The organism is Streptomyces sp. NPDC006339 (assembly GCF_040612775.1).
Lineage (GTDB): Bacteria > Actinomycetota > Actinomycetes > Streptomycetales > Streptomycetaceae > Streptomyces.
In genome coordinates this window covers 72,621-98,222 of record NZ_JBEXQW010000009.1, presented here as the reverse complement: position 1 = coordinate 98,222, position 25,602 = coordinate 72,621, and the positions used below count along the sequence as shown (strand labels likewise).

Genomic DNA, 25,602 nt, shown 5'->3' with positions numbered 1-25,602 from the left:
TCCTAGGAGTCCGCGGCCGCCGGAGGCCGACCGCCCGGCTCCGCCGCACCGCCGCTCTCCCGGATGGCCTCCAGACGCTCCAGGTGCTCCTCGCCCCACTCGCCGAGCGGGACGAGAGCGGTGACCAGCGACCGGCCGAACGCGGTGAGCGAGTACTCCACCTTCGGCGGCACCTGATGGTGGACCTCTCGGTGCACGAGGCCGCTCGCCTCCAGCTCCCGGAGCTGCAGGATCAGCATGCGCTCACTGATGCCGGCCACGGTCCGGCGCAGCTCGCCGAAACGCAGCGGTCCTTCGCCGAGCCAGAAAAGGATCAGCCCCTTCCATTTCCCTCCCATGACGTCGATCGCGGCGTCCAGACCGCAGGTATAGCTCCGCTTCTGCATCAAACCCCCACCCTCACTGAAAAAAATGTAAGTACCCGAGGAAATTGTAGGTACTTGTAGAAAAGTTGGTGCCGTCACAGCATGGTCGGGCGCAGCCATCCCCTACCGGCATCCGACAGGAGAAACCATGACCGGGCGACCCCGTACCCCCGTGACCGTCTTGGGACTGGGCTCGATGGGCCGTGCGTTGGCCGAGGCGTTCGTCGACGCGGGGCACCGGACCACCGTCTGGAACCGGACGGCGTCGAAGGCCGAACCGCTCGTCGCCAAGGGCGCCGTCCAGGCCCGCACCGTGGACGAGGCGGTCGCGGTGAGTCCGCTGGTCGTCACCTGCCTGACGACCTACGAGAACACCATGGAGGCCCTGGAACCGGCCGCGGCCACCCTCCGCGGGCGGGCCCTCGTGACGCTGAACAGCGGTGCGCCGTCCGGCGCCCGGCGGATGGCCGCCTGGGCGCTCGGGCACGGCGCCCGCCACCTCGACGGGGCGATCAAGAACGTTCCGTCCGCCGTGGGCGCCGACGACACCCTCCTGTACTACGCGGGCGACCGGACCGTCTTCGACGAGTTCGCCCCGACGCTACGGGTGCTGGGCGGCGACACCGTCCACCTCGGCTCCGACCCCGATCTCGCCGCCCTCTACGAGATGGCGGTCGGCGGCACCCTGCTGCCCGCGCTCGTCGGCTTCTTCCAGGGCGCCGCGGCCCTGCGGGCACGCGGCCTGGAGGCGGCCTCGATGGTGCGGTTCACCACCAAGTGGTTCGAGATGATCAACTCGGTGCTGCCGGTCTTCGCCGACGAGATCGACCGCGGCGACTACAGCGACGCCGCGTCCTCGGTCAACCTCTTCCTGGAGGGAGCCGCGCACGACCGGGAACTCACCGAGGAGGCGAACCTCGACGCCGAGTGGCACCGGCCCTTCCACGACCTGCTGCGCCGAGCCGTCGAAGCCGGCCACGGCGACCACAGCATCTCCGCCCTGACCGAGGTCCTCAGAAAACCCGCGCCCACCACCCCCGACCAGCCCCTGGGGGCGTGACCAGGCCACTGCAGGTGCCTTACGGCCGAGCCCCAGAGCTACTGGGCTGTCTCGGCCGACTCCTGGCTCAAGCGCAGTTCGTTCACCGCCTCTGCCGCTTCCTTGCGGACCTCGGGGTGGGGGTGGTGAAGGAACCGCTCGACGATCGGCAGTGCCGCCTGGTTGTGAGTCGAACCGAGGATTGCCAGCACGTAGTCCAGGAGCAAGGGTTCGAAGCCGTCCGCACCGACGGCGAGTGGCTCCACCACCCGGTAGGGAAGTTCGTAGTGCGTGGAGGCGATGCAGGCTGCGTGCAGCGCTGACTCCCGTACCGGGTAGCCCTCGTCAGCAAGCGCGACCGTGACGAGGCGCTCGACGGCCCGCTCGGCATCATCCGGCGTCAGGCGGCCCGTCTCCAGCACGTCGCTGACGACATCGAGGCAGAGGTCCCGGCGGCCCGCATCGGAGCCGTTCAGCTCCTCCCAGGCCGATTCGATCAATGCAGTCAGCCCCTGATACCCGTCCACGGCCAGAGCTTAGGAGACGGTCGCCATCTGTCACGTACTCGTTGAAGTGCTCAGCCAGGTAAGGATGAACGTGCTCAGCTTGGTGGACGGCAGCTTGCCGGCCTTGTCGCGGTAGACCTCAGAAAAGGAGGGCTCCTTGTTGCTCGGGTCGGAGAGAACGGATGATCGACGCATGGCCATGAACCGAGGTGCCTTCGACGACGTCCCGTTGACCATGCTCTTCCCTGTCCTGTCGCCCGCCGACGTGGAACCTCTGAGGCATGTGGCTCGGGCCGTCGATGCGGCTCGCGTCGACGGAGAGGGAGCGGAGTGGGAATGGGCACTGCAAAACGCGGTCTTCCCGGGCACACAGCCGTGGACGCCGATCATCCTCGGCCTGCATGTCATCGAGCATGCGGCTGGGAGCGATGAGCCGGAGTTCCAGCTTGAAGTGGTGTGGACAGACCAGGGCCAGCTCGCAGTCGACGCGGCGGTGAGCGTGGCCTGCTGGTGCGACACCGATCACGCCACCCATGACATCGACGCTCTCAGGCTTGTCGTCGGCGAGGAGAACTCGCTGCCTGGCGCCTTCCAAACAGGCACTGAGCGTGTGATCGGATGGCTGACCGACCCTCGCGACGCGGACTACTGGCGTGCCCGAGCGGGACTGCCCGCCCGCCAGCATTGCTAGGAAGCTGGCGGGGCGACGGATCCGGTGTCCGCGGCCTGATCGGCCCGCCAGGGCCGAGGTGGTTCTTGATCTCGTCGAAGACGAGCTCGATCTCCCGGCGTTCCGGGTAGAGCGCGACCAGCTCGGCGGCCGGATACTGCTCGGGGTCCAACAGCGTCGTGCCCGGATAGGCGACCTTCTCCTCAGCTTAAAAGCGATTGCATTGGCGTGACCAGGCCCCCGATTGTGCAACGGTGACGCCCCGGGCGGGCCCGGTCAGACCCTGGCGAGGCCCGCGAGGTGGGCGAGCCTGCGGTAGGAGTCGAGGAGGGCGGTTCGGTCGTACGTGCTCGTCGTCACCAGGATCTCCTGCGCGCCGGTCTCCTTCACCACCCGCGCCAGCTCCGCGGCGACCTGCTCCTCGGTGCCGTACACATGGCCCCGCAGGCCCGACGCGTAGAAGTCGCGCTGCTTCTCGGTCATCTCCAGGGCCTCGATGCGCTCCGGCGGGGCGAGGGGCGGGAAGACGCCCCGGGTGCGGGAGTACGCCATCGACCATGCCTCCGGCATGAGCATCCGGCGGGCCTCCTCCTCCGTCGCGGCCACCGCGACCGTGCCGGCCACGACGACGTACGGCTCGGCCGACCAGGCGGAGGGGCGGAAGCCGGAGCGGTAGCCGTCGATGGCCTCCAGCAGCCGGGACCGGCCCCGGAGGTCCCCGATGACCAGCGGCAGGCCCGCCGCCGCGGCGATCGCCGCGCCCTCACCGGTGGCGAGCACGTACGGCGGCACCCTCAGCCCCTCGGCGGGGCGGGCGTGCACCTGAGGGTGGGCGGTCTGCTCTCCGGTGAACCAGCCCAGCAGCTCGTCCAGTTGCTCGGCGAACCGGTCGGCGTCCTCCTTGTCACGGCCGAGGGCCCGCCGGATGCCGTCCGTGAAGCCGACCGAGCGGCCGAGCCCCATGGCGATGCGGCCGGGGAAGAGCGACTCCAGGACGCCGAACTGCTCCGCCACCACCATCGGCTGGTGGTTGGGCAGCATCACCCCGCCCGTGCCGACCCGGATCCGCGTGGTCGCCCCCGCCACCGCCGCGGCGAGCACGGTCGGCGCCGAGCCGGCCACCCCGGGCACGCTGTGGTGCTCCGACACCCAGAACCGGTGGTAGCCCCACGCCTCCGCCTCCCGGGCCAGGCGCACGGTGTCCCGCAGCGCCTGGGCCCCGTCCTCGCCCTCCCGGGTGCGGGAGCGGTCGAGGACGGAGAAGCGGACTCCGTCGAGGGACGCGGAGGACGCGGCGGCTGCGGAGGACTCGGTCATCGTCGTCATGGTGCTCACGCAGGGTTCAACACCGCGGGCCGCCGAGGATTCCCGGCCGGCCCCGGGACCGGCCGGGCCTGAGGCACGGACGGCGGGAGCCGAGTCGCCGACGAGGGCCATGACCGCGCTCCCGGGGAAGCGCGACGCGGCTCCCTCGTGGCCTTCCTGGCGCGGGCCTGGGGGAAGCGGCCGGGGTGGTCGGCGCCCAAGGCCGCAACCCCGGCCGCGCGCCGCCTCCCACTCGTCCCCCGGCGTGCCTAAGCTCCTTCCCATCGCGGAGAGTTGGGGGTGGAAACGTGTCCGATCGCGTCGTGCACCTGGGTCCGATGGACCGGGTGACCGTCCAGGTGCGGCGGCATCCCGGGGCGACCCTGTTCTCCGTGCTCAAGGACGTCTTCGCCGGGCACGGCCACGGTGTGCCACCCCTCTGGCGGGAGACCGTCCGCCGCGCGATCCCTCCGCGCGCGGCCGCCGTCGCCGGACCGGTGCTCGCCGCGCGTGACTGCTGGATACCCGACCGCATCGCACTCGTGGAGAATCTCCGCAGTCCCGACTTCCGGACCCTCGTCCAGGACCTGGACGAGACCGACCCGCACCTCCTGGCCGCCGAAGTGGCGGCGTACCACGCCACCGCCACGCCGCCGGGGTGGCGGCGCCTCCTCGACGACCCGGCCGGTTTCCTGACCGCGTACCGGCAGCTCGTCGAAGCCGCCTGGACGGCCTTCGCTCCGCTGTGGAAAGAGGCCGACGCGCTCATCGACAGAGAAACGGAGCGGATCGGGATCGCCGTCGTCACGGGCGGCCTGGACGGACTGCTGGCCGGCCTCGGCAGCAGTCTCCGTTACGAGACGGGGGCGCTGCGGCTGCCGCACGCCTGCCCCACCCACCTCACCGACCTGGGCCGCCGTCCCCTGGTGATGGTGCCGCTGGCGTCCGGGCCGCGCGCTCACATGTACGGCGCCGACCGCGGCGACGCGTTCTGGATCGGATACCCCGTACCGGGACTCGGCCGTCTGACAGGCCGCCGGCCCCGATCGCCCCAACCGGTGGGCGGGGTGGACGCGTTGGGAGCCGTGCTCGGCGAGGTCCGTGCGGAGATCCTGCGCCATCTCACCCACAGACCGACGGTCAGCGACCTCGCCCGCCACCTGGGGGTCGGCGTCAGCACCGCCACCTACCACTGCCGGCAACTGGCGGCGGCCGGCCTCCTGCACCGCGAGCGACACGGCAGGGAGGTACGCCTCCTCCCCACGGAGCGCGGCACCGCGCTCACCGGGCTCCTCGCGGCCCCCTTCCCCCCGGCGGGACGGTAGACCCCCTTCCCTGGGCGGGACGGTGACCGCCTGCCGTGGGCGGACGAGTCGGTGGGCTCCGGCATCGGGAGCGGTCCGGGTGTGATCGGATATCGACCATGATCACTTCGACCTTGTACCTGTTCAGCAGCGCGGCGCCGCCCGTCTTCGACGTGGCCCGGGCCATCGAGGAGGCACAGGCCGACGGCTGGGACGTGTGCCTCGGTCTCACGCCGACGGCGGCCCGCTGGCTCGCCGACTCCCTCGACGGCCTCGCCGCCCTCACCGGCCACCCGGTGCGATGGGACTACCGCCTCCCCGGCCAGCCGCCCCTGTGGCCGCAGCCGGACGCGGTCGTCGTCGCGCCGGCGACCTTCAACACCGTCAACCAGTGGGCGCTCGGGATCACGGACAAGTGGCTCGTGGGCGTCGTCGCCGAGGGCATGGGCAAGGGCATACCCATGGCGATGATGCCGTGTGTGAACACCGCGTACGCCGCCCATCCCCAGTTCGAGCGGTCGATCGAGACCCTCCGGGGCGCGGGCGTGCGGGTCCTCTACGGCGACGGCGGCTTCGTCCCGAACGAACCGGGCCGGGGCGACGCGGCCGTGTACCCCTGGCGTACCGCCCTGGACGCCGTCTCCGACGTCCTCGGCCCGGGATCCCCCGCCTGAGAGACCTTCCCCGCCGCCGGGGATTCGCCGGACGGACGGCTCGGGCTGCCTACGCTGGGGGAGTGACCCGACACCGCAGGCCCGTGGCCGTCTTCGACCTCGACAACACCCTCGCGTCCACCGCCCACCGGCAGCACTTCCTGGAACGCCGCCCGCGCGACTGGGACCGGTTCTTCGCCGCCGCGCCCGAGGACCCTCCGCTTGCGGAGGGTGTCGGGATGTGCAAGGAGGCGGCCAAGGAGTGCGACATCGTCTATCTCACCGGACGGCCGGAACGCTGCCGCCGTGACACGCTCGACTGGCTCGCCGCGCACGGCCTCCCGGAGGGGCCGGTGCACATGCGGCGGGACCGCGACTTCCGTCCCGCGCGGCAGACCAAGCTGGAGCTGTTGCGCCGGCTCGCCCGGGACCGCGAGGTCCGGGTGCTCGTCGACGACGACGAGCTCGTCTGCGACGCCGCCGAGGCGGCGGGCTTCACGGTGGTGCGCGCCCGGTGGGCGGTGCCGTCGGAGGCGCTGAAGGACGCGCAGGAGCGGGAGGGGCGGACCTGAGCGGCCGATGGCCGATGGGATCCAACCTCGATTGGATCCAACCTCGATTGGATCCAACCTCGATCGGATCCAACCTCGATCGGATTCCGTCGATTGGATCCCATCGATTGGATCCCATCGGATCAGTCGCCGTCCTCCAGACGGAAGCCGACCTTGAGCCCCACCTGGTAGTGCTCGATCGCCCCGTCCACGAGGTGCCCGCGCACCTGCGTGACCTCGAACCAGTCGAGCCCCCGCAGGGTCTGCGAAGCCCGCTGGATCCCGTTGCGGATGGCCTGGTCGACGCCCTCGGTGGACGTGCCGACGATCTCGGTGACGCGATAGGTGTGGTTCGACATGGGTGCCGGACTCCTCTCGGTGCCCTCGGTGGGTTCCCTCCACCGTGCCCCACTCCGGCCGGGTCCGCGACACGTCGCGGCCCGGGCAGGACGTGCCCGGGGACTTGACCTTCCGCTTTGGTCCAGACCAGAATCCAGGCCACATACCCGCGCGAACCTCCCGTCAGGTCCCCCCACACGTCGGGTCGACAGCCCTCCCCGCAGAAGGTGACCTCACGTGAAGAACCGCCGTCTCGCCTGCCCGCTGGCAGTCGTCTCCGCCCTCCTCCTCTCCGGCTGCGGCCTCCTCCCGGGCGACGAGAACACCACCCGCACCGTCACCATCTGGCTGATGCGCGACAGCGTGAGCGACGACTTCCTCCAGCGGTTCACGCGGTCCTTTGAGGCCGAGCACGACGACATCGAGCTCGAGGTCACCATCCAGGACTGGACCGGCATCGGGAAGAAGGTCACCGACGCCCTCGACGGCCCCGGCGGGCCGGACGTCATCGAGGTGGGAAACACCCAGGTCGCCCAGTACGCCGACACCGATAAGCTCTACGACCTCACCCTGGAGTCGGTCCGCGACCTCGGCAGGGAGGACTGGCTCCCCGGCCTCGCCGAACCCGGCAGCATCGACGGCTCCCAGTACGGCATCCCCTGGTACGCAGCCAACCGCATCGTCATCTACAACAAGGACCTCTTCGCCGACGCCGGGGTCAAGCCGCCCGCCACCCGCGCCCAGTGGCTCGACGACACCGAGAAGCTCAACCGCGGCGGCACCCAGGGCATCTACCTCGCCGGCCAGGACTGGTACACCCTCTCCGGCTTCATCTGGGACGAGGGCGGCGAACTCGCCGTCGACAAGGGCGGCCTGTGGACCGGCGCCCTCGACAGTCCCGCCGCCCTGCGCGGCATGGACTTCTACAAGCGGCTCCAGGCCCTCGGCAAGGGCCCCAAGAACGCCGACGAGCAGAACCCGCCGCAGGCCGAGGTCTTCGCCAGGGGCGACGTCGCCCAGATCATCGCCACGCCCAGCGCCCTCCCCGTGATCACCAAGGCCAACCCCGGCCTCAAGGACAAGCTCGGCTTCTTCCCCATCCCCGGCACGAAGCCCGGACAGCCCTGCGCCGTCTTCACCGGCGGCTCCGACCTCATCATCCCGGAGAACGCGCCCGAGCGCGCCGCCGCGCTCGAGGTCGTCAAGGCCCTCGCCGGCGAGAAGTGGCAGGGCGAACTCGCCAGAGCCATGAACTACGTGCCCAACAAGACCTCCCTCGCCTCCCTCGTCGCCGGCCAGGAGGCCACCGCCACCATGGCCGTCGGCGCCGCCCGCGGCCGGGCCACCCCCAACTCGCCCCAGTGGGCCGACGTCGAGGCCGACAACCCCATCAAGCCCTACATGACCGCCGTCCTCACCGGCGAGGACCCGAAGAAGGCCGCCCGGGACGCCTCCGAGCGGATCACGGACACCCTTGCCGAATAGGGCGCCCCCACACCATTCAGCGCCTCCACACCAACCGGCCCCCGGCCGGTCACGTCGAATCCAGCCACCCACGGAAGAAACGAGGAGTCGGGCCACCGCTCGCACGGCCCGGCTCCCTTCCGCCCTTCCGTACCGCCGGAGGAACCCGACATGGCCGCCGTACCCCTCGCCCCGCCCGTCGCCGAACCGGCGGGCCGGTCCCTCAGCCCCGTACCTCCCCGGCAGCGGGCCGGGGAGGAGCCGACGCCCCGCTACGTCGTGGGCCTCGCCCGCGACCAGGAGGACGTCCGCGCCGCGCAGCGGCTGCGCCACCTGGTCTTCGCCGGCGAGATGGGCGCCCGCATCGACGGGCCCGAACCCGGCCTCGACAGCGACGCCTTCGACGCCTACTGCGACCACCTCCTCGTACGGCGCGAGGACACCGGCGAGGTCGTCGGCACCTACCGGGTGCTGCCGCCCGAGCGGGCCGCCGTCGCCGGACGGCTCTACTCGGAGAGCGAGTTCGACCTCACCCGGCTGGCCCCGATCCGCCACGACCTCGTCGAGGTGGGCCGCTCCTGCGTCCACCCCGCCCACCGCAACGGCGCCGTCATCGCCCTCGTCTGGGCCGGCCTCGCCCGCTACATGACCCGCACCGGCCACGACTGGCTCGCCGGCTGCTGCTCCGTCCCGCTCGCCGACGGCGGCACCCTCGCCGCCGCCACCTGGGACGCGGTCAAGGCCAAGCACCTGGCCCCCGAGGAGTACTGGGTCACCCCGCACCGGTTGTGGACGCCCGACACCGCCACCCCGCCCGCCGCGGGCCGGGTCGAACTGCCGCCGCTGCTGCGCGGCTACCTGCGGCTCGGCGCCTGGGTGTGCGGCGCGCCCGCCCACGACCCCGACTTCGGCGTCGCCGACCTCTACGTCCTGCTGTCGCTGCGCCGCACCAACCCCCGCTACCTGCGGCACTTCCTCTCGCTCGCCCCGGCCCGGTGAGCGGACGGTGAGCACCACCGCGGCCCCGTCGCCGTGGCTGCCCACGGCACCGTGCACGCCCGGCCGGTGCGCCGCCCACCCCGGTCCCGCCACCCCGCGCGGCGCCGCCGCCCGGGGCGCGCTCCGGCTGGTCGCGGGGCTCGCCACCGTACTCCTCGGCGTGCTGCTCGCCCCGCTCACCGCCCCGCTGCCGGCGGCCGGACGCCTGCTGCTCGTGCGGTACTGGTGCCGGGCCGTGCTGCGCGCCTTCGGGGTACGGATCCGGGTCACCGGCCGGGCGGCACCCCAGGGCGTCCCGCTCCTCGTGGTCGCCAACCACGTCTCCTGGCTGGACGTCCCGCTGGTCGCCGCCGTGCTCCCGGGGCGGATGCTGGCCAAGCGGGAGGTGCGCGGCTGGCCGGTGCTCGGCCCGCTCGCCGCCCTGGGCGGCACGCTCTTCGTCGACCGCGAACGGCTCCGGAGCCTGCCCGGCACAGTGGACGCGACGGCCCGCGCCCTCGCCGCCGGCGGCCGGGTCGTCGTCTTCCCGGAGGGCTCCACCTGGTGCGGGCGGGCAGGCGGCGCCTTCCGTCCGGCCGCCTTCCAGGCGGCATTGGACACCGGATCCGATATCCAACCCGTACGGATCGACTACCGGCCCGCCGGACCCGCCGCGTTCGTCGGCGAGGACACCCTCGGGGCGTCGCTGTGGCGGATCGCGACGGCGCGGCGGCTCGAAGCGGAGATCCGGATATTGGATCCGATATCCAGTCTCCGATATCCGGACCGCCGCACCCTCGCCCGCGCCGCTCAGTCCACCGTCGCCAAGGACAGCGCGAACCGCCCCTCCCCGTCCGTCCACCAGCGGGCGAGCGAGAAGCCCGCCGCCGCCAGCTCCGCGCGCACCCCCTCCTGACGGAACTTCGCCGACACCTCCGTCCGCAGCTCTTCACCCGCCTCGAACGGCACCACCAGATCGAGCTCCGGGATCTTCACCGACAGCGCGTGCCGCGCCCGCAGCCGCATCTCGATCCACTCGCACTCCCGGTTCCACAGCGCCACGTGGTCGAAGTCCTCGGGGCGGGCGTCCGCCCCGAGCTCCCGGTCGAGGACGGCGAGCACGTTCTTGTTGAAGGCGGCCGTCACCCCCGCCGCGTCGTCGTACGCGGCCACCAGCGTCGCCTCGTCCTTCACCAGGTCCGTCCCGAGCAGCAGCGCGTCACCGGGCGCCAGCATCCCCCGGACCGCACGCAGGAACTCTCTGCGCTCCCCGGGCAGCAGATTGCCGACGGTGCCGCCCAGGAACGCCACCAGCCGCGGACCGGGCGTGTCCGGCAGGTCGAGCCCGTGGGTGAAGTCGGCGACCAGGGCGTGCACCCGAAGGCCCGGCCGCTCGGCCAGCAGCGCCTCGCCGGCCCCCCGCAGCGCCGACTCGCTCACGTCCACCGGCACATAGGCCGCCAGCTCCGGCAGCAGCGCGTCGATCAGATGGCGGGTCTTCTCCGACGAGCCGGACCCCAGCTCCACCAGGGTCCGCGCCCCGGTAGCGGCCGCGATCTCGCCGGACCGGTCCCGCAGGATCTCGCGCTCGGCACGCGTCGGGTAGTACTCGGGCAGCCGGGTGATCTCCTCGAAGAGTTCGCTTCCCCGCGCGTCGTAGAACCACTTCGGCGGCAACTCCTTCGGATCGTGGGTCAGCCCGTGGAGCACGTCGGCGCGCAGCGCGGCGTCCGTGGCGTCCTCGGGAAGGGTGCGGGTCAACCGGAACGGGCTCACGGGGAGGGCTCCTTGAGCGGGGTGAGGACGACATCGGTTTGGGAGGCGGTGAGGACCGTGCGGTCCGGCACCTCCGTCCAGCGCGGATCGTCGTCGTACGGTTCGGAGGCCACGACCGTCCGGCCGGGCCCGGTCAGGTACCAGAGCGAGTTCCCCCACGCGGTCGCGGTGATCGTCGCCCCGTCCATGAGCAGCAGGTTCAGGCGGGCACCCGGAGCGGCCTCGGCGACCTCCCGTACGGTGTCGGCGAGCGCCCGCTCGGGCGCGTCCCCGGCCCGCAGCCGGTGCAGGACCAGCGCCCACACGAGCGCGGAGTCGGTGCGCGCCTCCAGGGCGAGAAGCTCCGCCGCCGGCAGCGTCGCCGCGAGGGCGGTGAGCGACCCGGGCCACCCCGGGACGGCCCCGTTGTGGCTGAACAGCCACCGGTCGGCGGCGAACGGCGCGGCCGCCGCCTCCCCGTCCGCGCCCGGCACCGTGGCGCCCCGCACGGCGCCGAGCAGCGCTCCCGCGCGCACCACGCGGGCCAGGTCCGCGAACGACAGGTCGCCCCAGACCGGGCCGGTCCTGCGGTAGCGCGCGGGCACCGGGTCGCCCTCCGCGTACCAGCCGACCCCGAAGCCGTCGGCGTTCACCACACCGCTGCTCTGCGTGCGCGGCTGCCACGCCTGCCGCTCCAGGGAGTGCGGGGGCCGCAGCAGCAGCTCCCCGAGGGCCACCGGCGCGCCGACATAGGCGAGGTGCCGGCACATCAGGCCGGCTCCGCGTCACGCGCCGTGCGGAAGCCGGAGAAGATCTGCCGCCGCACCGGAAGGTCCCAGTTGCGGAAGGTTCCCCGGCACGCCACCGGGTCCACGGCGAACGAACCGCCCCGCAGCACCTTGTGCGCCGGCCCGAAGAAGACCTCCGAGTACTCCTTGTACGGGAAGGCCCGGAACCCCGGGTACGGCAGGAAGTCGCTCGCCGTCCACTCCCACACGTCGCCGATCAACTGGCGTACGCCCAGCGGGGAGGCGCCCTCCGGATAGCTGCCGGCGGGCGCGGGCCCCAGATGTCGCTGCCCCAGGTTGGCGTGGCCTGGCTCCGGGTCGGCGTCGCCCCACGGATAGCGCCGCGACCGGCCGGTGGCCGGGTCGTGCCGGGCCGCCTTCTCCCACTCGGCCTCGGTGGGCAGCCGCCGTCCCGCCCAGCGCGCGTAGGCGTCGGCCTCGTACCAGCTCACGTGCAGCACCGGCTCGTCCTCGGCCACCGGCTCGGTCACCCCGAAGCGGCGGCGTAGCCACTGCCCTCCCTCACGACGCCAGAACAGCGGCGCCTCGACGCCGTGTTCGCGGATCTGTGCCCATCCCTCCGGCCGCCACCAGCGCTCGTCGTGGTAGCCGCCGTCGGCGATGAAGGCCAGGTAGGCGCCGTTGGACACGGGCGTGGTGTCGATGAAGAAGGCCGGGACGATCCGGGTGTGCGCGGGACGCTCGTTGTCGAGCGCCCACGGCTCGTCGGAGGTGCCCATCGTGAACGGGCCGCCCGGCACCAGAACCTCCCGCTGCGCCGGCGGTCCCGCGGCCGTGACGGGCGGGGGAGGGGCGGTGAGCGCCGCGGGGCCCTTCCGTAGCTGATGGGTGATCAGCATGGTCTCGTCGTGCTGCTGTTCGTGCTGGGCGATCATCCCGTACGCGAAGGCCGCCTCCGTCAGCGGACCGGTCGCGTCCAGGCGGGCGCCGTCGAGGACGCCGAGGACCCGGTCGCGTACATCGGCGGCGTAGGCCCGCGCCTCGGCGGGCGTCAGCAGCGGCAGCGAGGGCCGGGTCGCGCGCGGGTGCTGAAAGGCGTCGTACAGCGAGTCGATCTCGGGCCGCAGCGCCTCGCGGCCGGCCACCGCCCGCCACAGCCACTGCTCCTCCTGATTGCCGATGTGCGCGAGGTCCCACACCAGCGGAGACATCAACGGCGAGTGCTGGGCGGTCAGTTCGTCCTCGTCCACACAGGAGGTCAGCAGCGCCGTGCGCTCCCGTGCCGTGGTCAGCGCCTCCACCGCCCGGGACCGCAGCGCGGCCTCGTCGGGCGTGCCCTCGTCGGGCGGGGCCGCGCCGGGCGCGGTCTCCGGCGCGGTCATGACGCCACCTCCTGCAGTTCGTCGGCGGGGCAGCCGCCCCCCAGCACATGCCGTTCGTGGAACGCCGCGACCGACTCCACCACCCCGGCCGACGCACCGATCCGGGGCAGCGCCTCCAGGGCCGCCCCGAACACCGCGAGCGCCGCCGTGTGCAGCAGCGGGTCCGCCAGTCCGTCCCGGGCCGCCGCCCGCCACAGCGGGTTGCGCGGAGCGGGCCCCTGGCCGGCGAGCGCCTCCAGCGGCCGCATCGCCCGATGGGCCGCCTCGGCGGCCCGAGCGTCCTCGAACAGGGCGGTCGTCACCGCCACCGGCACCATCCAGCCGTCCAGGCCCGGCTGTGCGTCGATCATCCGCAGCTCCAGATGCCCGCGCGGCCGCACCGGCGGGAAGAGGGTCGTCAGGTGGTAGCGCAGGTCGTCCGCGTCGGCCGGCCGGGGCCGGCCCGTACGCAGCCACTCCCGGAACGTCAGCCCCTCGGGCACCGCCCACGGCCCGTGCGGGGTCCGTACGCACAGCACGGGTGTGTCCAGGACGTGCGCCGCCCACTCGGCGCGCGGCTCGCCGTCCGGCGGCGGGGCGAGCGCCCGGGTCGGGTCGAGATCGGTCCACAGCGCCTGCCGGGTGGAACGCCAGCCGGTACGCCGGCCGCCGTGCACGGCGGAGTTGGCGAAGGCCGCCACGAGGACCGCGCCCAGCAGGTGCGCGAGCTTCCAGCGCCTCCGGTAGCCGAGCGGTCCCGGCCCGTCGACACCGGCGTCGAGACAGATCTGCACGGAGGCCGACTCGCACATCATGGCCCGCCCGGCCGGGCCGTTCCTGGCGAGGGCGGCCTCCATGGCGTCGTACCGCGGCTCGTGCAGCACGCGCGCGCGTGGCGCGTGCCACGGGTCGACCCCGTAGCCGCTGAGACCGAGTCCGAGGGGGGCGAGTGCCTCCCGCACCGCGCGCAGATCGGCGGCGAGCGAGTCCAGGCACTCCATGAGGGAGGCGGCGGGCAGCGAGCTGAGCTCCAGTTGCCCACCGGGTTCGAAGGTGAGGGCCGCGACCAGCGGCAGGGTCCGTACGGTGTCGATCGCCGCGGCCAGCCGGCGCGGCGGGACGGGAAGGCGGGGATCACGCAGCTCGTGGACGAGCCACTCCAGTTCGACCCCGACCGTCCGCGGTGGTCCGGTCTTGAAACAGATACATCGCAGCAGGTCCTCGGCCTCCTCCTCGGTCAGAGGAGGACCACCCCGGGGTATGCCGTCCGGCGACGGTGCCGTCATCGCTCCACCTCCTGGGAAAGCGTTGATTCCACCTAAAGCCACCCGGCACGGGCGTGCAAGAGCGCCTCAGCGGCGTGGCCGGGAAAAACCGTTGCCACCCCGGAGGCGAGTCGATCATGCTTTCGGGTCATGAGCGCACGACTGCGGGCCCTCGCCCGCGAGACCGAGGAGATCGTGGCGGCGGGCCGCTACACCGCCCCGGACGGCCGGACCGTCACCCTCGCCGAGCACCTGGCCGCGGCCCTGGCCGGAACTCGTCTGTACGGCCCCGAACCCGTCGCCGTCACCCCCGACACCGACCGCACGACCGTCCTCCAGGTCACCGCGGAGAGCAGCCTCGCCGCCGCCCGCCGCATGACCCGCGCCGACGCCGGCGCCCCTGTCGCGGTCCTCAACTTCGCCTCCGCCCGCAACCCCGGCGGCGGCTACCTCAACGGCGCCCAGGCCCAGGAAGAGGCCCTCTGCCGGTCCTCCGCGCTCTACGCCACCCTGCTGCGGGCCCCCGCGTACTACGACCACCACCGGGCCGAGAGGGACGCTTTCTACACCGACCGGGTCATCCACTCGCCCGGCGTACCGGTCTTCCGCGACGACCGCGGCGCACTCCTCGCCGAGCCCTTCACCGTCGGCTTCCTCACCTCGCCCGCGCCCAACGCCGGGGTGATCCGCCGTCGCACCCCCGAGCTCGCCGACCGCGTCCCCGCCGCTCTCGCCGCCCGCGCCGAGCGGGTTCTGGAGACCGCGGCGGCGAACGGCTACCGCAGGCTCGTCCTCGGCGCCTGGGGCTGCGGCGTCTTCCAGAACGACCCCGCCGGGGTCGCGGGCGCCTTCAAGGCACTGCTCACCGGGGACGGGCGCTTCGCCCGGCACTTCGACGAGGTCGTCTTCGCGATCCTCGACCGCACCCGCGAGCAGACCACCCTCGGTGCCTTCCGGCGCGTGCTCGGCTGAGCTGTCCGCCGGGACGTCCGTCCGTCGGGACGTCCGCCCGTCGGGACGTCCGCTCGCCCGGCCGTCTGCCCGCCCGTCCGCCCACGCGCCTGACATGCGGCTTTCGTACCCCCGTGCGAGTCTGGGAACGAGATTTCCCCCGATGGGAGGCACGATCGTGGGCAAGAAACAGACCCGGGTCAACAAGGGCGCCCGCACCGGAGGCCATGAGCACCGGGCCGCGGTCACGGCCAAGGAGACCCAGCACTCTTCCTCCTCCGAGGCGCCGCGTCCGGCCATCGACGTTCCCGCCCACCGCAAGGAACGCAAATTCGGGCACAACTGAGAGGCGCGTGAAGGCCGTCGGGACGCTGCGTGGATGATGGTCCCCCGTTCACGCACGCCCCAGGGGGGAACATGCGCACCACCCGTGTCACGGCCGTCCTCGCCGTCGCCCTGCTCGCCGGACTCACCGCCTGCACCTCCGGCGCGGAACCGTCCCGGCAGGCCGAACCCACGGCCGTCGTTTCGGTGGACACCGTCCCGACGGCCACGACGGCTCCGCCCGAGCAGCCGGCGGCGGGCGGTGGCATGCCCGACCTCATCGGCGGCAGCGTCGCCGGAGCCTACGGCCAGCTCTCGGGCAGCATGAGATTCGAGGACATCTCCGGCAAGGGCCGGATGGTCCCCGTCCAGTCGTCGGCCGCCGCCGACTGGAAGATCTGCACCCAGGACCCCGCCCCCGGCGCCGCCGTCACCGGGACCATCGTCCTGGGCGCCGTGATGAAGAACGAGACCTGCTGACGAGCGCCGGGCGTACCCACGGGGTCCGGCCCGGCACGGAGACGGGGCCAGAAGGTGCCGACCGGTCCGGGGTTCAGCGCACCGTACGGATGGGGCGCACGGCGAGCGCGCCGAGGACCGACAGGACGGCGGCGACCAGGAACAGCGCCGTGTACCCGCCGCTCAGCGAGACGATCAGCGAGGCGATGAACGGCGCCACGATCTGCGGACCGGCGTTGGCGATGTTCAGTACGCCCATGTCACGGGCGGCGTCCTCCGCCTTCGGCAGCACCATGGTCACCAGCGCCGTGTCCACCGCCATGTAGCAGCCGAAGCCGAGCCCGTTGACGACCGAGAAGACCAGCATCGCGGTCCAGCTCGACGAGACGGCCGGGACGAGCAGCGCGACGGCCGCGAGCGCGGCGGAGGCGCCGACGAAGAGCTTGCGCCGGTCGTAGCGGTCCGAGAGCCAGCCGCCGAGGACGGTGGAGACCACCATGGCCACCGAGTTGAGGGGCATCAGGATCGCCACCGCCTCCTCGGCGCTGAGCCCGGCCGGAAGCTCGGTGTGGTCCTTGAGGATGTAGAGCTGGAATCCGGCCACGGCGAAGTAACCGAGCACGAGCAGCGCGCGGCCGATGAACGCCCAGCGGAAGTCATGGGCCTTGAGCGCGCTGCCGAACGCCGCCACCTGCGCCGCGACCGGCATCGGGGCCTTGGACGGCATGCGCTCCTCGCGGGCGCAGGAGGTGAACAGGACGGAGGTGACGGCGACCACCGCGCCGAAGACGAGATAGCCGGTGCGGTAGTCCTCCGAGAAGGCGGCGCCGACCAGGGCGCCGATCGTGGATCCGACGGGCAGGCCGAGGCCGACGGCCGCCGAGGCCCTGCCGCGCGAGGCGAGCGGGACCCGGTCGGGCACCACGGAGGTGAGAGCGGCCTGATAGACGTTCATCACGGCCTGGCCGAGACACCAGGCGATCATCACCAGCAGGATCGTGTGCACGCTGCCGAGCAGCAGCATGACCGGCAACGCGAGCAGACCGCCCGCGAGGATCCACGGGTTGCGCCGCCCCGAACGGTCCGACAGCGCGCCCGCCACCGGATTGAAGACGGTGGCGAAGATCGCGGAGACACCCGAGACCAGCCCGAAGTTGGCCACCTTGTCCGCCGGGGATATGTCCTCGATGTGCAGCGCGAGGAGCATGCCGGGGACGCCGACGTACAGCGCGTACATCGCGGTGTTCCCGGCGAGCAGAAGGGGGAGCAGGCCGCGCGGGGGACGGGGACCGGTGGGGACGGGGACGGTGGTGCCGGGAGCGGTGCCGGCGGACGCGCCGGAAGAGGAAGGGGCCACGGTGCCCTCCTTGGGGGGACGGTGGGTGACACGTGTCACTGACGCGTGTAAGCCTTGTCTAGCACTCGATTCCGGCCATCCGCCAGACCCCGTGCCGGATCGTTCTGGAAAGATGCCGGATCGATGAGCCAGTCACCCAAGCAGTCCGCCGGACGTTCCGTCCCCACCAGCGCCGATGTGGCCCGGCTCGCGGGGGTCTCCCGTGCCACCGTGAGCTACGTCCTCAACAACACCGCGGCCGTACGGATCAGCGAACCCACCCGCCGGCGGGTGCGGGAGGCCGCGGAGGAGCTCGGCTACGTCCCGCACGCCGCGGCCCGCAGCCTGCGCGCGGGGCACAGCCGGATGGTTCTGATGCCCACCGCCCACGTGCCGATCGGCCCCCTGTACAGCCGTTTCTTCAACGAACTCCAGTGGGCCCTGCGCCGCTTGGACTACACGGTGGTGCAGTACGGCAGCGTCGGCCTGGACGCGGACGAGGCCGCCCGCGCCTGGGCCGAGCTGCGCCCGGTCGCGGTGGTCTCGCTGGGGCAGGTGGGGCTGACCCCGTCCGGGGTGCGGCTGCTCAAGCGCGCCGGGGCCCGGGCCGTCATCACGGTGGGCCCGCAGCAGGTCGTCGGCAGCCACGCGCTGGTCATGGACCAGACGCGGGTCGGCCGGGTGGCCGGTGACCATCTCGTCGAGCGCGGCTGTCGTGCGCTCGGGGTCGTGATGCCCGAGGAACCGGGCCTGGAGATGTTCTCCGTGCCGCGCCTCGAAGGCGTGCGGGCGGCGGCGGAGCGGACCGGCGCCACCGTCGTACCCCTGCCGCTGCGCTACGAGGAGGAGCCGGCGAACGAGTTGGCCGCGCGGTGGCGCGCGCTCGGCCTCGACGGGGTCTTCGCCTACAACGACGAGTACGCCATGCTCCTCATGCGCGCCCTCCAGGACGCCGGGATCGCGATCCCGGAGGAGACGGCCGTGGTCGGCTCGGACGACCTCGTGCTGGGACGGCTGCTGCGGCCCCGGCTCAGCACCGTACAGATCGACATGGTGGTCGGTCAGGAGCTTGCGGAACTGGTCGACCGGGCGGTCCGCGACCCCGAGGCGGCACCGGAGCGCCAGGAGCTGCTCGCCTCGCGCATCGTGCGCCGCGAGTCGAGCTGAGCCGCCCGGGCGGCGCCGGGAGGCCGCGTCCGCGCGGTCGGCTTAGCGTCGGTTCATGAGCACACATCCGAAGCGCTTCGAGATCCTCCTGGTGCCCGCCCACGTGGTGGACCGCGGTGACGCCTCCGTGGACGACAGCGCCGTCCGCTCGGCGGTCGTCGAAGCGACCGGCCGCGTCGGCGAGTCCGGCTATCCGATCTACGAGGGACACGGGCTGATGGCCGACATCGATCCCGAGACGCGGACGGTGGAGGCGCTGCTCGTGGACGGGCGCGAGCTCGACTACGGCCTGATGGCGCTGATCAGGGGACCCAGGACGGCCTGAAGGGCCGTTGACAGGAGGCCCGGAGCGGCGGAGACTCGGGCCCGCGAGGACGAAGGATGGTTCACCAGGCGAACAGCGGCGGGGATCGCAGGCGGACCCCAGGCCCCTGGACCCGCCCCCGGGCCCCGGCCCTCGGGCCCGGACACTCGGGTCCGGCTCCGGATCCCGGCTCCTCGCGCCGTTGCCCGTACGCGAAGGTCCCGTGGGAGAGAACCGATGAGCATCCACGACGTCTACATCGTCGACGCCGTCCGCACCCCGATCGGCAAGTTCGGCGGCGCGCTCTCCTCGGTCCGGCCCGACGACCTCGCGGCCCACGTCGTGCGGGCCCTCGTCGACCGCACCCCCGACCTCGACCCGGCCCGCGTCGACGACGTGTACTTCGGCGACGCCAACGGCGCGGGCGAGGACAACCGCGACGTGGCCCGCATGGCCGTCCTGCTCGCCGGCCTGCCCACCTCGGTCCCCGGCGTCACCGTCAACCGGCTGTGCGGATCGGGCCTCGAGGCCGTCATCCAGGCCGCCCGCGCGATCGCCCTGGGCGACGCCTCCGTCGCCATCGCCGGCGGCGTCGAGTCGATGTCCCGGGCCCCCTGGGTGCTGCAGAAGCCCGAGCGCGGCTTCCCGGCCGGGCACCAGCAGTTGCACTCCACGACCCTCGGCTGGCGCATGACCAATCCGCGCATGCCCGCCGAGTGGACCGTCTCCCTCGGCGAGGGCGCGGAGCTCGTCGCCGACAAGCACGCCATCGGCCGTGAGCGGCAGGACGCCTTCGCCCTCGCGAGCCACCGCAAGGCCGCCGAGGCATGGGCCAAGGGTCTGTACGACGGTGAGGTCGTCGCCTACGAGGGCGTCGAGCTCGTACGGGACGAGTGCATCCGCGACACCACCTCGCCGGAGGCCCTGGCCAAGCTGAAGCCCTCCTTCCGCCCCGACGGCGGCACGGTCACGGCCGGCAACTCCTCCCCGCTCAACGACGGCGCCGCGGCCCTGCTCCTGGTCGACGAGGAGGGGCTGCGCGAGACCGGTCGTGAGCCGCTGGCCCGCATCCGTGCCTCCGCCGTCACCGGTATCGAGCCGCAGCTCTTCGGACTCGGCCCGGTGGAGGCCGTGCGGCGGGCTTTGGACAAGGCCGGCCGTGACTTCTCCGACCTGACGACCTTCGAGCTGAACGAGGCGTTCGCCGCCCAGGCCCTCGGCTGCCTGGCCGAGTGGCCGGAACTCGACCCCGCGATCGTCAACCCGCGGGGCGGCGCCCTCGCGATCGGCCACCCGCTGGGCGCCTCCGGCGCCCGTCTCGCCGGCGCGGTCGCCCATCAGCTCGCGGCGGCGGGCTCCGGCACGGGCCTCGCCGCGCTCTGCATCGGCGTCGGCCAGGGCCTCGCCCTGGTCCTGGAGCGCTGACGCCCCGCGCGGACGCGGAAGGGGCGGCCCGGCACTGCCGGGCCGCCCCTTCCGCTCACGCGGAGGGCGGGGCGGGTCGCCCCTTCGCCGCGGTCAGCCCTGCTGCGGAGCGCCGCCCTGCGCCGCGGCGATGGACTTGCGCACCTCGTCCATGTCCAGCTTGCGGGCCTGGCCGATCACGTCCTCCAGGGCCGCCTCGGGCAGGGCGCCGGGCTGCGCGAACACCGCCACCCGGTCCCGGACGATCATCAGGGTCGGGATCGAGCGGATCTCGAACGCCGCCGCGAGCTCCTGCTGCGCCTCGGTGTCGACCTTGGCGAAGACGAGGTCCTCGTGACGCTCGGAGGCCGCCTCGAAGACGGGGCCGAACTGACGGCACGGACCGCACCAGGAAGCCCAGAAGTCGATCAGAACGAAGTCGTTCTCACTCACGATCTGGTCGAAGTTGTCCTTGGTGAGCTCAACGGTGCTCATGCTTCCTACCTTTCCGGTGTCCGGCGTCCTTGGTGCGCCGCCCTCACCGTCCCCTGGGGACCCGTCCGGCACAACGGCGTATCGAGCCGCGCTATTCCGTGCCGTTCGGGCCCCTTCCCCGCAGACTGGACGTCATGACACGAGCGGCGGAACACGAGCGCGGACACGAACGCGAGCACGAGCACGATCACGATCACGAGCGCGCCTACGACGTGGTGGTCCTGGGCGCGGGCCCGGTGGGCGAGAACGTGGTGGACCGGGTCCGGGCGGCCGGGCTCAGCGTGGCGGTGGTGGAGGGCGAACTGGTCGGCGGCGAATGCTCGTACTGGGCCTGCATGCCCAGCAAGGCGCTGCTGCGGCCCGCCATCGTCCGCTCCGAGGCGCGCAGGACGCCCGGAGTGCGCGGTCACGTCGACGGGCCGCTGGACGCCCAGGAGGTCCTCGCCCACCGCGACGCGGTGGTGGGCGACTGGAAGGACGACGGGCAGGTGGAGTGGGTGGAGTCCACCGGGGCCCACCTCTACCGCGGCCACGGCAGGCTCCACGGCCCCCGCCGCGTCACCGTCCAGGGGCCCGAGGGCGACCGCCGCGTCCTCACCGCCCGGCACGCCGTCGCCGTCTGCACCGGCAGCCGCGCCGTCCTCCCGGACCTGCCCGGGCTGCCCGGCGCCCGGCCCTGGACCAGCCGCGAGGCGACGAGCTCCGGCCGGGTGCCCGAGCGACTGGTCGTCGTCGGCGGGGGAGTGGTGGGCGCGGAGATGGCGACCGCCTGGCAGGCGCTCGGCTCGCGGGTCACCATGCTGGTCCGGGGCGAGGGACTGCTGCCCCGGATGGAGCCCTTCGTGGGCGAACACGTCGCCGCGGCCCTCACCGAACGCGGCGCCGACATCCGCACCGGCGCCGCCGTCACCGCGGTGGTACGGGACGGCGGCACCGGCCCGGTCACCGTCGTCCTGGAGGGCGGCGACCACGTCGAGGGCGACGAGGTGCTCTTCGCGACCGGCCGACAGCCGCGCACCGAGGACATCGGCCTCGACACGATCGGCCTCGAACCGGGCTCCTGGCTCTCCGTGGACGACAGCCTCCGCGTCGACGGGCACGACTGGCTGTACGCCGTCGGGGACGTCAACCGCCGCGCCCTGCTGACCCACCAGGGCAAGTACCAGGCACGGATCGCGGGCGCCGCCATCGCCGCCCGGGCCACAGGAGCCGCGGCGGGCGCCGGGGGCACGGGGGCCGCGGGGACGGCCTCCCCGGATGCCGGGCCCTGGGGCCCGCACAGCGCCACCGCCGACCACGCCGCCGTCCCGCAGGTCGTCTTCACCGACCCCGAGGCGGCCTCCGTCGGACTCACCCTGGCCGCCGCCGAGGCGGCGGGACACCGGGTGCGGGCCGTCGACCTCGATCTCTCGGCGGTCGCGGGCGCCGGTCTCTACGCCCAGGGATACCGCGGCCACGCGCGCATGGTCGTCGACCTCGACCGCGAGACCGTCCTCGGCGCCACCTTCGTCGGACCCGGCATCGGCGAACTCCTCCACTCGGCCACGATCGCCGTCACCGGAGAGGTCCCGATCGCCCGCCTCTGGCACGCCGTTCCCGCCTACCCGACCCTGAGCGAGGCGTGGTTGCGGCTCCTGGAGGCGTATCGGGACGGGGCGGGCACGGCATGAGCCCCGGGGAGCGTGCCCGGGGGGAGCGTGCCAACGAGTACGACGCCTCCTGCGCCCGCTGCGGCGGCCCGGTGCCCGCGGGCGCGGGGCTGCTGCGGCACGGCGCCAGGGCGTGGGAGGTCTACCACCCGGAGCACGCTCCCGATCCCGGCCCGCCGCCGCCCGGTGACCACCCCGGGTGGCACCGGCGGCGGCTGCTGTCCTTGGACATCGGATCCACGGGTCATCGGCCGGCCGTCGATCGGATCCGATCCGCGGCGCTGCGGGGCAGCGACGGGACGGCGCACGACTGGATCCTGGATCCAGGATCCGATATCCCGTCTGCGGAGGAGGGATCCGATGCCGTGGAGGCGATCGGATCCGATATCCAGCAGGCAACTGGATCCAATATCCCGGATATTGGATCCAACCTCCCGCAGCCCCTCCCACCCCGCCCCGCCCTCGACGAGCTCGCCACCCTCGTCGCCGCCCACCTCGCCGCCGGGGAGCTGCTGGTCGTCTGGTTCGCCCCGCACGTCCTGTCGACCCTGCACGCCGAACTCCTCCGCCACGACCTCGCTCCGCTCACCGCACGCGTCCCCGCCGGTGTGGCACCGGTGTGCGACCCGCTCGTCCTCGACCGGCACGTCGACCGCTATCGCCCCGGGAGTCGCTCCCTGCGGTCGGTGGCGGAGTGGTACGGCGTGCCGCACGTACGCCCGGGCGACCCCGGTTCGGACGCCGAGGCGGCGCTGCTCCTGGCCCGGACCGTCGCCGCCCGCCACCCGGCGCTCGCGCGGCTGTCCCGGCCGGCGCTGCACACGGAGCAGATCATCTGGTACGCCGAGCAGACGAGCCGTCATCCCGACGCCCCGGCATGGCCGTTCGCCCCCGTCGAGCCGCTGCCGTGGGAGCCGCCGCCGGAGGGCTGACTCAGGCCCGAGCGACCAGCAGCCCCGCCGCCGCCCGGGCGGCGTCCAGGGCGCTCCGGGTGTCGCGCCCCGACTCCTCGCCGAGCACCACCCGGGTGCTCAGACCGTCGAGGAGCGCGAGGAGTTCGGAGGCGCGTGCGGTCACGTCCGTCGGGGCGAAGTGCCCCTGGTCGATGCCCTTGGCGAGCAGGGCCTCCAGGTCCTCCTGCCAGCCCCGGTCGAGCTCCGCCTGCGCGGCGCGCAGTTCCTCATTGGCCGGAATGCGCGCCCACAGTTCGATCCAGAGGGTCCAGCGCGGGTCGCGCGGGCCGCGCGGCAGATAGAGCCGCAGGAACAGGTCGAGCCGGCGCGGCGCGGTGACCCTGCGGGCGAGCAGCCGCCGCCGCTCCTCGGCGAGGGCCGCCTCGCTCCACCGCAGGGCGGCGAGCAGCAGCAGGTCCTTGCTGCCGAAGTAGTACAGGATGTGGCCGCCGCTGGTGCCGAGCCGCTCGGCGAGCGCGGACATGGTGAGCGCGCCGAGGCCGTCCTCGGCGATGGCGGTCATGGCCTCCTCGAGCATCCGCTCCCGCGTGATGCTCCCGTCCCGCCGCCGTCCCGGCCGTGCTGCGCCTGCCACCGTTCCCGCCCTCGTGCCGACTCCCGCGTACGGGTCGACCCTAACCGCAATCCGCGGGGGTCTTGACGTGGCCGGATCCAGCCTCCATCTTGAATGCCGTTCAAAGAGTTAGAACGCCATTCAAGATGTGAGCGGTCACGAAGGAGGTGCGGAGTGCTCGGAAACGACACGGCGCCCGCGAGAGCGGGCGCGGACGGCGACGCGGGCGGCGACCAGGTCTTCCAGGTCGAGGGCCACGGCATCGACCCCATCCCGGACGGGGAACGGCACGGCGGGGCCAAGGACCTCTTCTGGCTGTGGTTCGGCTCGAACCTGACCTTCACCTACGTCATCAACGGCGCCCTCGCCGTCGCCTTCGGCCTCTCCTTCTGGCAGGCCACCGCCGTCGTCGTGATCGGCGGCCTCTCCTTCTTCGCCATCAGCGCCGCCGGGCTCAGCGGTGTTCGCACCGGCACCGCCACCCTCGTCATCTCCCGCGCCGCCTTCGGCGTCCGCGGCAACTGGCCCGCCGGACTGCTGAACTGGGTCGTCAGCATCGGCTACACCATCGTCAACACCGTGGTCGGCGCACTCGCCCTCGAAGCCTTCCTCGCCGAGCTCGGCTGGAGCGGCGGCCACCTGCCGCGCGCCCTCGCGCTCGCCGTCACCCTCACCCTGACCTTCGCGGTCGCCCTGTGGGGCCACGCCACCGTCCAGTGGGCCGAACGCTGGGCGGCCTACGCCCTCGCCCTCGGCTTCGCCGCCCTGCTCCTCTTCGTCCTGCCCGGCGCCGACACCACCGCCCCGGCCGCCGCACCCGGCGCCTCTGCCTGGAGCCTGGCGTTCGTCGTCATGCTCGCCGGCCCCTTCTCGTACGTACCGATGCCCGCCGACTACACCCGCTACCTGCCCCGCACCACCTCCCTCAAGGCGCTGACCTGGAGCGGCGGGCTCGGCGGCCTCGTCTCCTCCGTGGCCCTCGGTGTCGCCGGCGTCGCCGCCGCCACCCAGACCGACATGACGGACGCGGTCGCGGGCACATCGGCGCTGCTGCCCGGCTGGTTCCAGCCGCTCTTCCTCGCCCTCGTCCTCGGCGGCTCGGTCACCAACTCGATCATCACCCTCTACTCCTCCAGCCTGAACCTCCAGGTCCTCGGCATCCCCTGGAGCCGCGCCCGCGCCATCGTCATCAGCGCGATCGTCACCGCCGCAGGCTCCCTCGGCGCCCTCTTCCTCACCGACTTCACGACCTCGCTGCTCTCCTTCCTCTCCCTCCTGATCATCGTGTTCGCCCCGTGGGGCGGTGTCTTCCTCGCCGACATGGTGCTGCGGCGCTGCACCTACGACTCCGCGGCCCTGCACGCCGGCGCGGACGGGGCCTACTGGTACCGGGGCGGCTGGCACCCGGCCGGTCTCACCGCCCTCCTCGCGGGCATGGTCTTCGCCGCCGTCACCTGCGACTCCGCCCTGTGGACCGGCCCGCTCGTGGCCCCGCTCGGCGGCGCCGACCTCTCCCTCCTCGGCGCCGTCGTCTCCGCCGCCGTCCACCTCCTCCTCGCCCGCCGCACCGCCCGCCCCCTCGGCACCTGACCCGCCGAGCCCGGTCTGCGACCGCCGCGCCCCGCACGGTCGCCCGCCGGCCCGGGCCCCCGGACCCCGCCCCGTACCGCCGTACCGCACCT

Annotated in this window: 28 protein-coding genes and 1 pseudogene; 17 read left to right on the top strand and 12 right to left on the bottom strand. The window is 73.1% G+C overall.

What is annotated here, in order from left to right:
* Positions 1–2 precede the first annotated feature (2 nt).
* On the bottom strand, positions 3–386 hold the full coding sequence (locus tag ABZ135_RS09795; RefSeq protein ID WP_356693653.1) for a helix-turn-helix domain-containing protein: 384 nt from the start codon (positions 384–386) through the stop codon (positions 3–5).
* Positions 387–513: 127 nt separating this feature from the next.
* On the opposite strand from ABZ135_RS09795, the gene ABZ135_RS09790 reads away from it, so the two are divergent.
* Positions 514–1,425: an NAD(P)-binding domain-containing protein gene (locus tag ABZ135_RS09790; RefSeq protein WP_356693651.1), complete on the top strand. Its 912-nt coding sequence runs from the start codon at positions 514–516 to the stop codon at positions 1,423–1,425.
* Between the two features lie 38 nt (positions 1,426–1,463).
* Here ABZ135_RS09790 and ABZ135_RS09785 read toward each other — a convergent pair whose 3' ends face one another.
* Positions 1,464–1,931, bottom strand: coding sequence for a hypothetical protein (locus tag ABZ135_RS09785; RefSeq protein ID WP_356693649.1), 468 nt, complete (start codon positions 1,929–1,931; stop codon positions 1,464–1,466).
* A gap of 172 nt (positions 1,932–2,103) precedes the next feature.
* On the opposite strand from ABZ135_RS09785, the gene ABZ135_RS09780 reads away from it, so the two are divergent.
* The gene (locus ABZ135_RS09780; protein WP_356693647.1) at positions 2,104–2,601 is read left to right on the top strand and encodes a hypothetical protein; all 498 of its coding nucleotides are present in this window, start codon (positions 2,104–2,106) and stop codon (positions 2,599–2,601) included.
* A 55-nt stretch (positions 2,602–2,656) separates the two neighbouring features.
* On the opposite strand, the pseudogene ABZ135_RS09775 reads toward ABZ135_RS09780, so the two are convergent.
* Positions 2,657–2,761: pseudogene (locus ABZ135_RS09775) on the bottom strand (transposase); the annotation flags it as partial.
* Positions 2,762–2,856: 95 nt separating this feature from the next.
* Positions 2,857–3,897, bottom strand: coding sequence for an LLM class flavin-dependent oxidoreductase (locus ABZ135_RS09770; protein ID WP_356693645.1), 1,041 nt, complete (start codon positions 3,895–3,897; stop codon positions 2,857–2,859).
* 296 nt (positions 3,898–4,193) lie between these two features.
* Between ABZ135_RS09770 and ABZ135_RS09765 the strand changes: the two genes are divergently transcribed.
* From ABZ135_RS09765 to ABZ135_RS09755, 3 genes are all read left to right on the top strand, one after another.
* Complete coding sequence (locus tag ABZ135_RS09765) at positions 4,194–5,210, top strand: winged helix-turn-helix domain-containing protein (RefSeq protein WP_356693643.1); 1,017 nt, start codon at positions 4,194–4,196, stop codon at positions 5,208–5,210.
* A gap of 98 nt (positions 5,211–5,308) precedes the next feature.
* Positions 5,309–5,863 carry a flavoprotein gene (locus ABZ135_RS09760; protein ID WP_356693641.1) on the top strand — a complete coding sequence of 185 codons (555 nt, stop codon included), beginning with the start codon at positions 5,309–5,311 and terminating at the stop codon, positions 5,861–5,863.
* 62 nt (positions 5,864–5,925) lie between these two features.
* Positions 5,926–6,414, top strand: coding sequence for a hypothetical protein (locus ABZ135_RS09755; protein WP_356693639.1), 489 nt, complete (start codon positions 5,926–5,928; stop codon positions 6,412–6,414).
* Between the two features lie 122 nt (positions 6,415–6,536).
* Here the strand turns inward: ABZ135_RS09755 and ABZ135_RS09750 are convergent, their stop codons facing one another.
* Complete coding sequence (locus tag ABZ135_RS09750; RefSeq protein ID WP_345484109.1) at positions 6,537–6,752, bottom strand: dodecin; 216 nt, start codon at positions 6,750–6,752, stop codon at positions 6,537–6,539.
* Between the two features lie 217 nt (positions 6,753–6,969).
* On the opposite strand from ABZ135_RS09750, the gene ABZ135_RS09745 reads away from it, so the two are divergent.
* The 3 genes from ABZ135_RS09745 (at position 6,970) to ABZ135_RS09735 (ending at position 10,090) form a co-directional block, all read left to right on the top strand.
* A complete protein-coding gene (locus tag ABZ135_RS09745) occupies positions 6,970–8,217 on the top strand; it encodes an extracellular solute-binding protein (RefSeq protein WP_356693637.1) in 1,248 nt (415 codons plus the stop codon).
* A gap of 150 nt (positions 8,218–8,367) precedes the next feature.
* A complete protein-coding gene (locus ABZ135_RS09740; protein WP_356693635.1) occupies positions 8,368–9,195 on the top strand; it encodes a GNAT family N-acyltransferase in 828 nt (275 codons plus the stop codon).
* Between the two features lie 7 nt (positions 9,196–9,202).
* Entirely contained in the window at positions 9,203–10,090 is an 888-nt protein-coding gene (locus ABZ135_RS09735; RefSeq protein ID WP_356693633.1) for a lysophospholipid acyltransferase family protein, read from the top strand.
* Here ABZ135_RS09735 and egtD read toward each other — a convergent pair.
* Genes egtD through egtA form a run of 4 tightly spaced genes read right to left on the bottom strand, consistent with a single transcriptional unit; the run spans position 9,985 to position 14,325 of the window.
* The gene (gene egtD / locus ABZ135_RS09730; RefSeq protein WP_356693631.1) at positions 9,985–10,950 is read right to left on the bottom strand and encodes an L-histidine N(alpha)-methyltransferase; all 966 of its coding nucleotides are present in this window, start codon (positions 10,948–10,950) and stop codon (positions 9,985–9,987) included. The genes ABZ135_RS09735 and egtD overlap by 106 nt on opposite strands.
* Positions 10,947–11,699, bottom strand: a complete 753-nt coding sequence (egtC, locus tag ABZ135_RS09725; RefSeq protein WP_356693629.1) for an ergothioneine biosynthesis protein EgtC — start codon at positions 11,697–11,699, stop codon at positions 10,947–10,949. Before egtC ends, egtD begins: the two co-directional genes overlap by 4 nt.
* Positions 11,699–13,060: an ergothioneine biosynthesis protein EgtB gene (gene egtB / locus ABZ135_RS09720; protein WP_356693627.1), complete on the bottom strand. Its 1,362-nt coding sequence runs from the start codon at positions 13,058–13,060 to the stop codon at positions 11,699–11,701. The genes egtC and egtB overlap by 1 nt, the downstream gene beginning before the upstream one ends.
* Positions 13,057–14,325, bottom strand: a complete 1,269-nt coding sequence (egtA, locus tag ABZ135_RS09715; protein ID WP_356693625.1) for an ergothioneine biosynthesis glutamate--cysteine ligase EgtA — start codon at positions 14,323–14,325, stop codon at positions 13,057–13,059. Before egtA ends, egtB begins: the two co-directional genes overlap by 4 nt.
* A 129-nt stretch (positions 14,326–14,454) precedes the next feature.
* Between egtA and ABZ135_RS09710 the strand changes: the two genes are divergently transcribed.
* The 3 genes from ABZ135_RS09710 (at position 14,455) to ABZ135_RS09700 (ending at position 16,059) form a co-directional block, all read left to right on the top strand.
* Positions 14,455–15,276, top strand: a complete 822-nt coding sequence (locus ABZ135_RS09710; RefSeq protein ID WP_356693623.1) for a TIGR02452 family protein — start codon at positions 14,455–14,457, stop codon at positions 15,274–15,276.
* Between the two features lie 142 nt (positions 15,277–15,418).
* A complete protein-coding gene (locus ABZ135_RS09705) occupies positions 15,419–15,601 on the top strand; it encodes a hypothetical protein (RefSeq protein ID WP_356693621.1) in 183 nt (60 codons plus the stop codon).
* Between the two features lie 71 nt (positions 15,602–15,672).
* On the top strand, positions 15,673–16,059 hold the full coding sequence (locus ABZ135_RS09700) for a hypothetical protein (RefSeq protein WP_356693619.1): 387 nt from the start codon (positions 15,673–15,675) through the stop codon (positions 16,057–16,059).
* A 73-nt stretch (positions 16,060–16,132) separates the two neighbouring features.
* On the opposite strand, the gene ABZ135_RS09695 is transcribed toward ABZ135_RS09700, so the two are convergent.
* Positions 16,133–17,395, bottom strand: coding sequence for an MFS transporter (locus tag ABZ135_RS09695; RefSeq protein WP_356693617.1), 1,263 nt, complete (start codon positions 17,393–17,395; stop codon positions 16,133–16,135).
* Positions 17,396–17,518: 123 nt separating this feature from the next.
* Between ABZ135_RS09695 and ABZ135_RS09690 the strand changes: the two genes are divergently transcribed.
* From ABZ135_RS09690 to ABZ135_RS09680, 3 genes are all read left to right on the top strand, one after another.
* Positions 17,519–18,541: a LacI family DNA-binding transcriptional regulator gene (locus ABZ135_RS09690; protein WP_356693615.1), complete on the top strand. Its 1,023-nt coding sequence runs from the start codon at positions 17,519–17,521 to the stop codon at positions 18,539–18,541.
* Between the two features lie 55 nt (positions 18,542–18,596).
* Entirely contained in the window at positions 18,597–18,866 is a 270-nt protein-coding gene (locus ABZ135_RS09685) for a hypothetical protein (RefSeq protein WP_356693613.1), read from the top strand.
* Positions 18,867–19,082: 216 nt separating this feature from the next.
* Positions 19,083–20,270, top strand: coding sequence for a thiolase family protein (locus ABZ135_RS09680; protein ID WP_356693611.1), 1,188 nt, complete (start codon positions 19,083–19,085; stop codon positions 20,268–20,270).
* A 93-nt stretch (positions 20,271–20,363) separates the two neighbouring features.
* Here the strand turns inward: ABZ135_RS09680 and trxA are convergent, their stop codons facing one another.
* Positions 20,364–20,744 (bottom strand): thioredoxin, encoded by a 381-nt coding sequence (gene trxA, locus ABZ135_RS09675; protein ID WP_356693609.1) that lies wholly within the window; start codon positions 20,742–20,744, stop codon positions 20,364–20,366.
* Positions 20,745–20,878: 134 nt separating this feature from the next.
* Between trxA and ABZ135_RS09670 the strand changes: the two genes are divergently transcribed.
* Together ABZ135_RS09670 and ABZ135_RS09665 are read left to right on the top strand one after the other, a co-directional pair.
* On the top strand, positions 20,879–22,414 hold the full coding sequence (locus tag ABZ135_RS09670) for an NAD(P)/FAD-dependent oxidoreductase (protein WP_356693607.1): 1,536 nt from the start codon (positions 20,879–20,881) through the stop codon (positions 22,412–22,414).
* A complete protein-coding gene (locus ABZ135_RS09665) occupies positions 22,411–23,325 on the top strand; it encodes a hypothetical protein (RefSeq protein WP_356693605.1) in 915 nt (304 codons plus the stop codon). The genes ABZ135_RS09670 and ABZ135_RS09665 overlap by 4 nt, the downstream gene beginning before the upstream one ends.
* A 1-nt stretch (position 23,326) precedes the next feature.
* Here the strand turns inward: ABZ135_RS09665 and ABZ135_RS09660 are convergent, their stop codons facing one another.
* Positions 23,327–23,884 carry a TetR/AcrR family transcriptional regulator gene (locus ABZ135_RS09660; protein WP_356693825.1) on the bottom strand — a complete coding sequence of 186 codons (558 nt, stop codon included), beginning with the start codon at positions 23,882–23,884 and terminating at the stop codon, positions 23,327–23,329.
* A gap of 210 nt (positions 23,885–24,094) precedes the next feature.
* Here ABZ135_RS09660 and ABZ135_RS09655 point away from each other — a divergent pair, with 210 nt between their 5' ends.
* Positions 24,095–25,510 carry a cytosine permease gene (locus tag ABZ135_RS09655; RefSeq protein ID WP_356693603.1) on the top strand — a complete coding sequence of 472 codons (1,416 nt, stop codon included), beginning with the start codon at positions 24,095–24,097 and terminating at the stop codon, positions 25,508–25,510.
* Positions 25,511–25,602 lie beyond the last annotated feature (92 nt).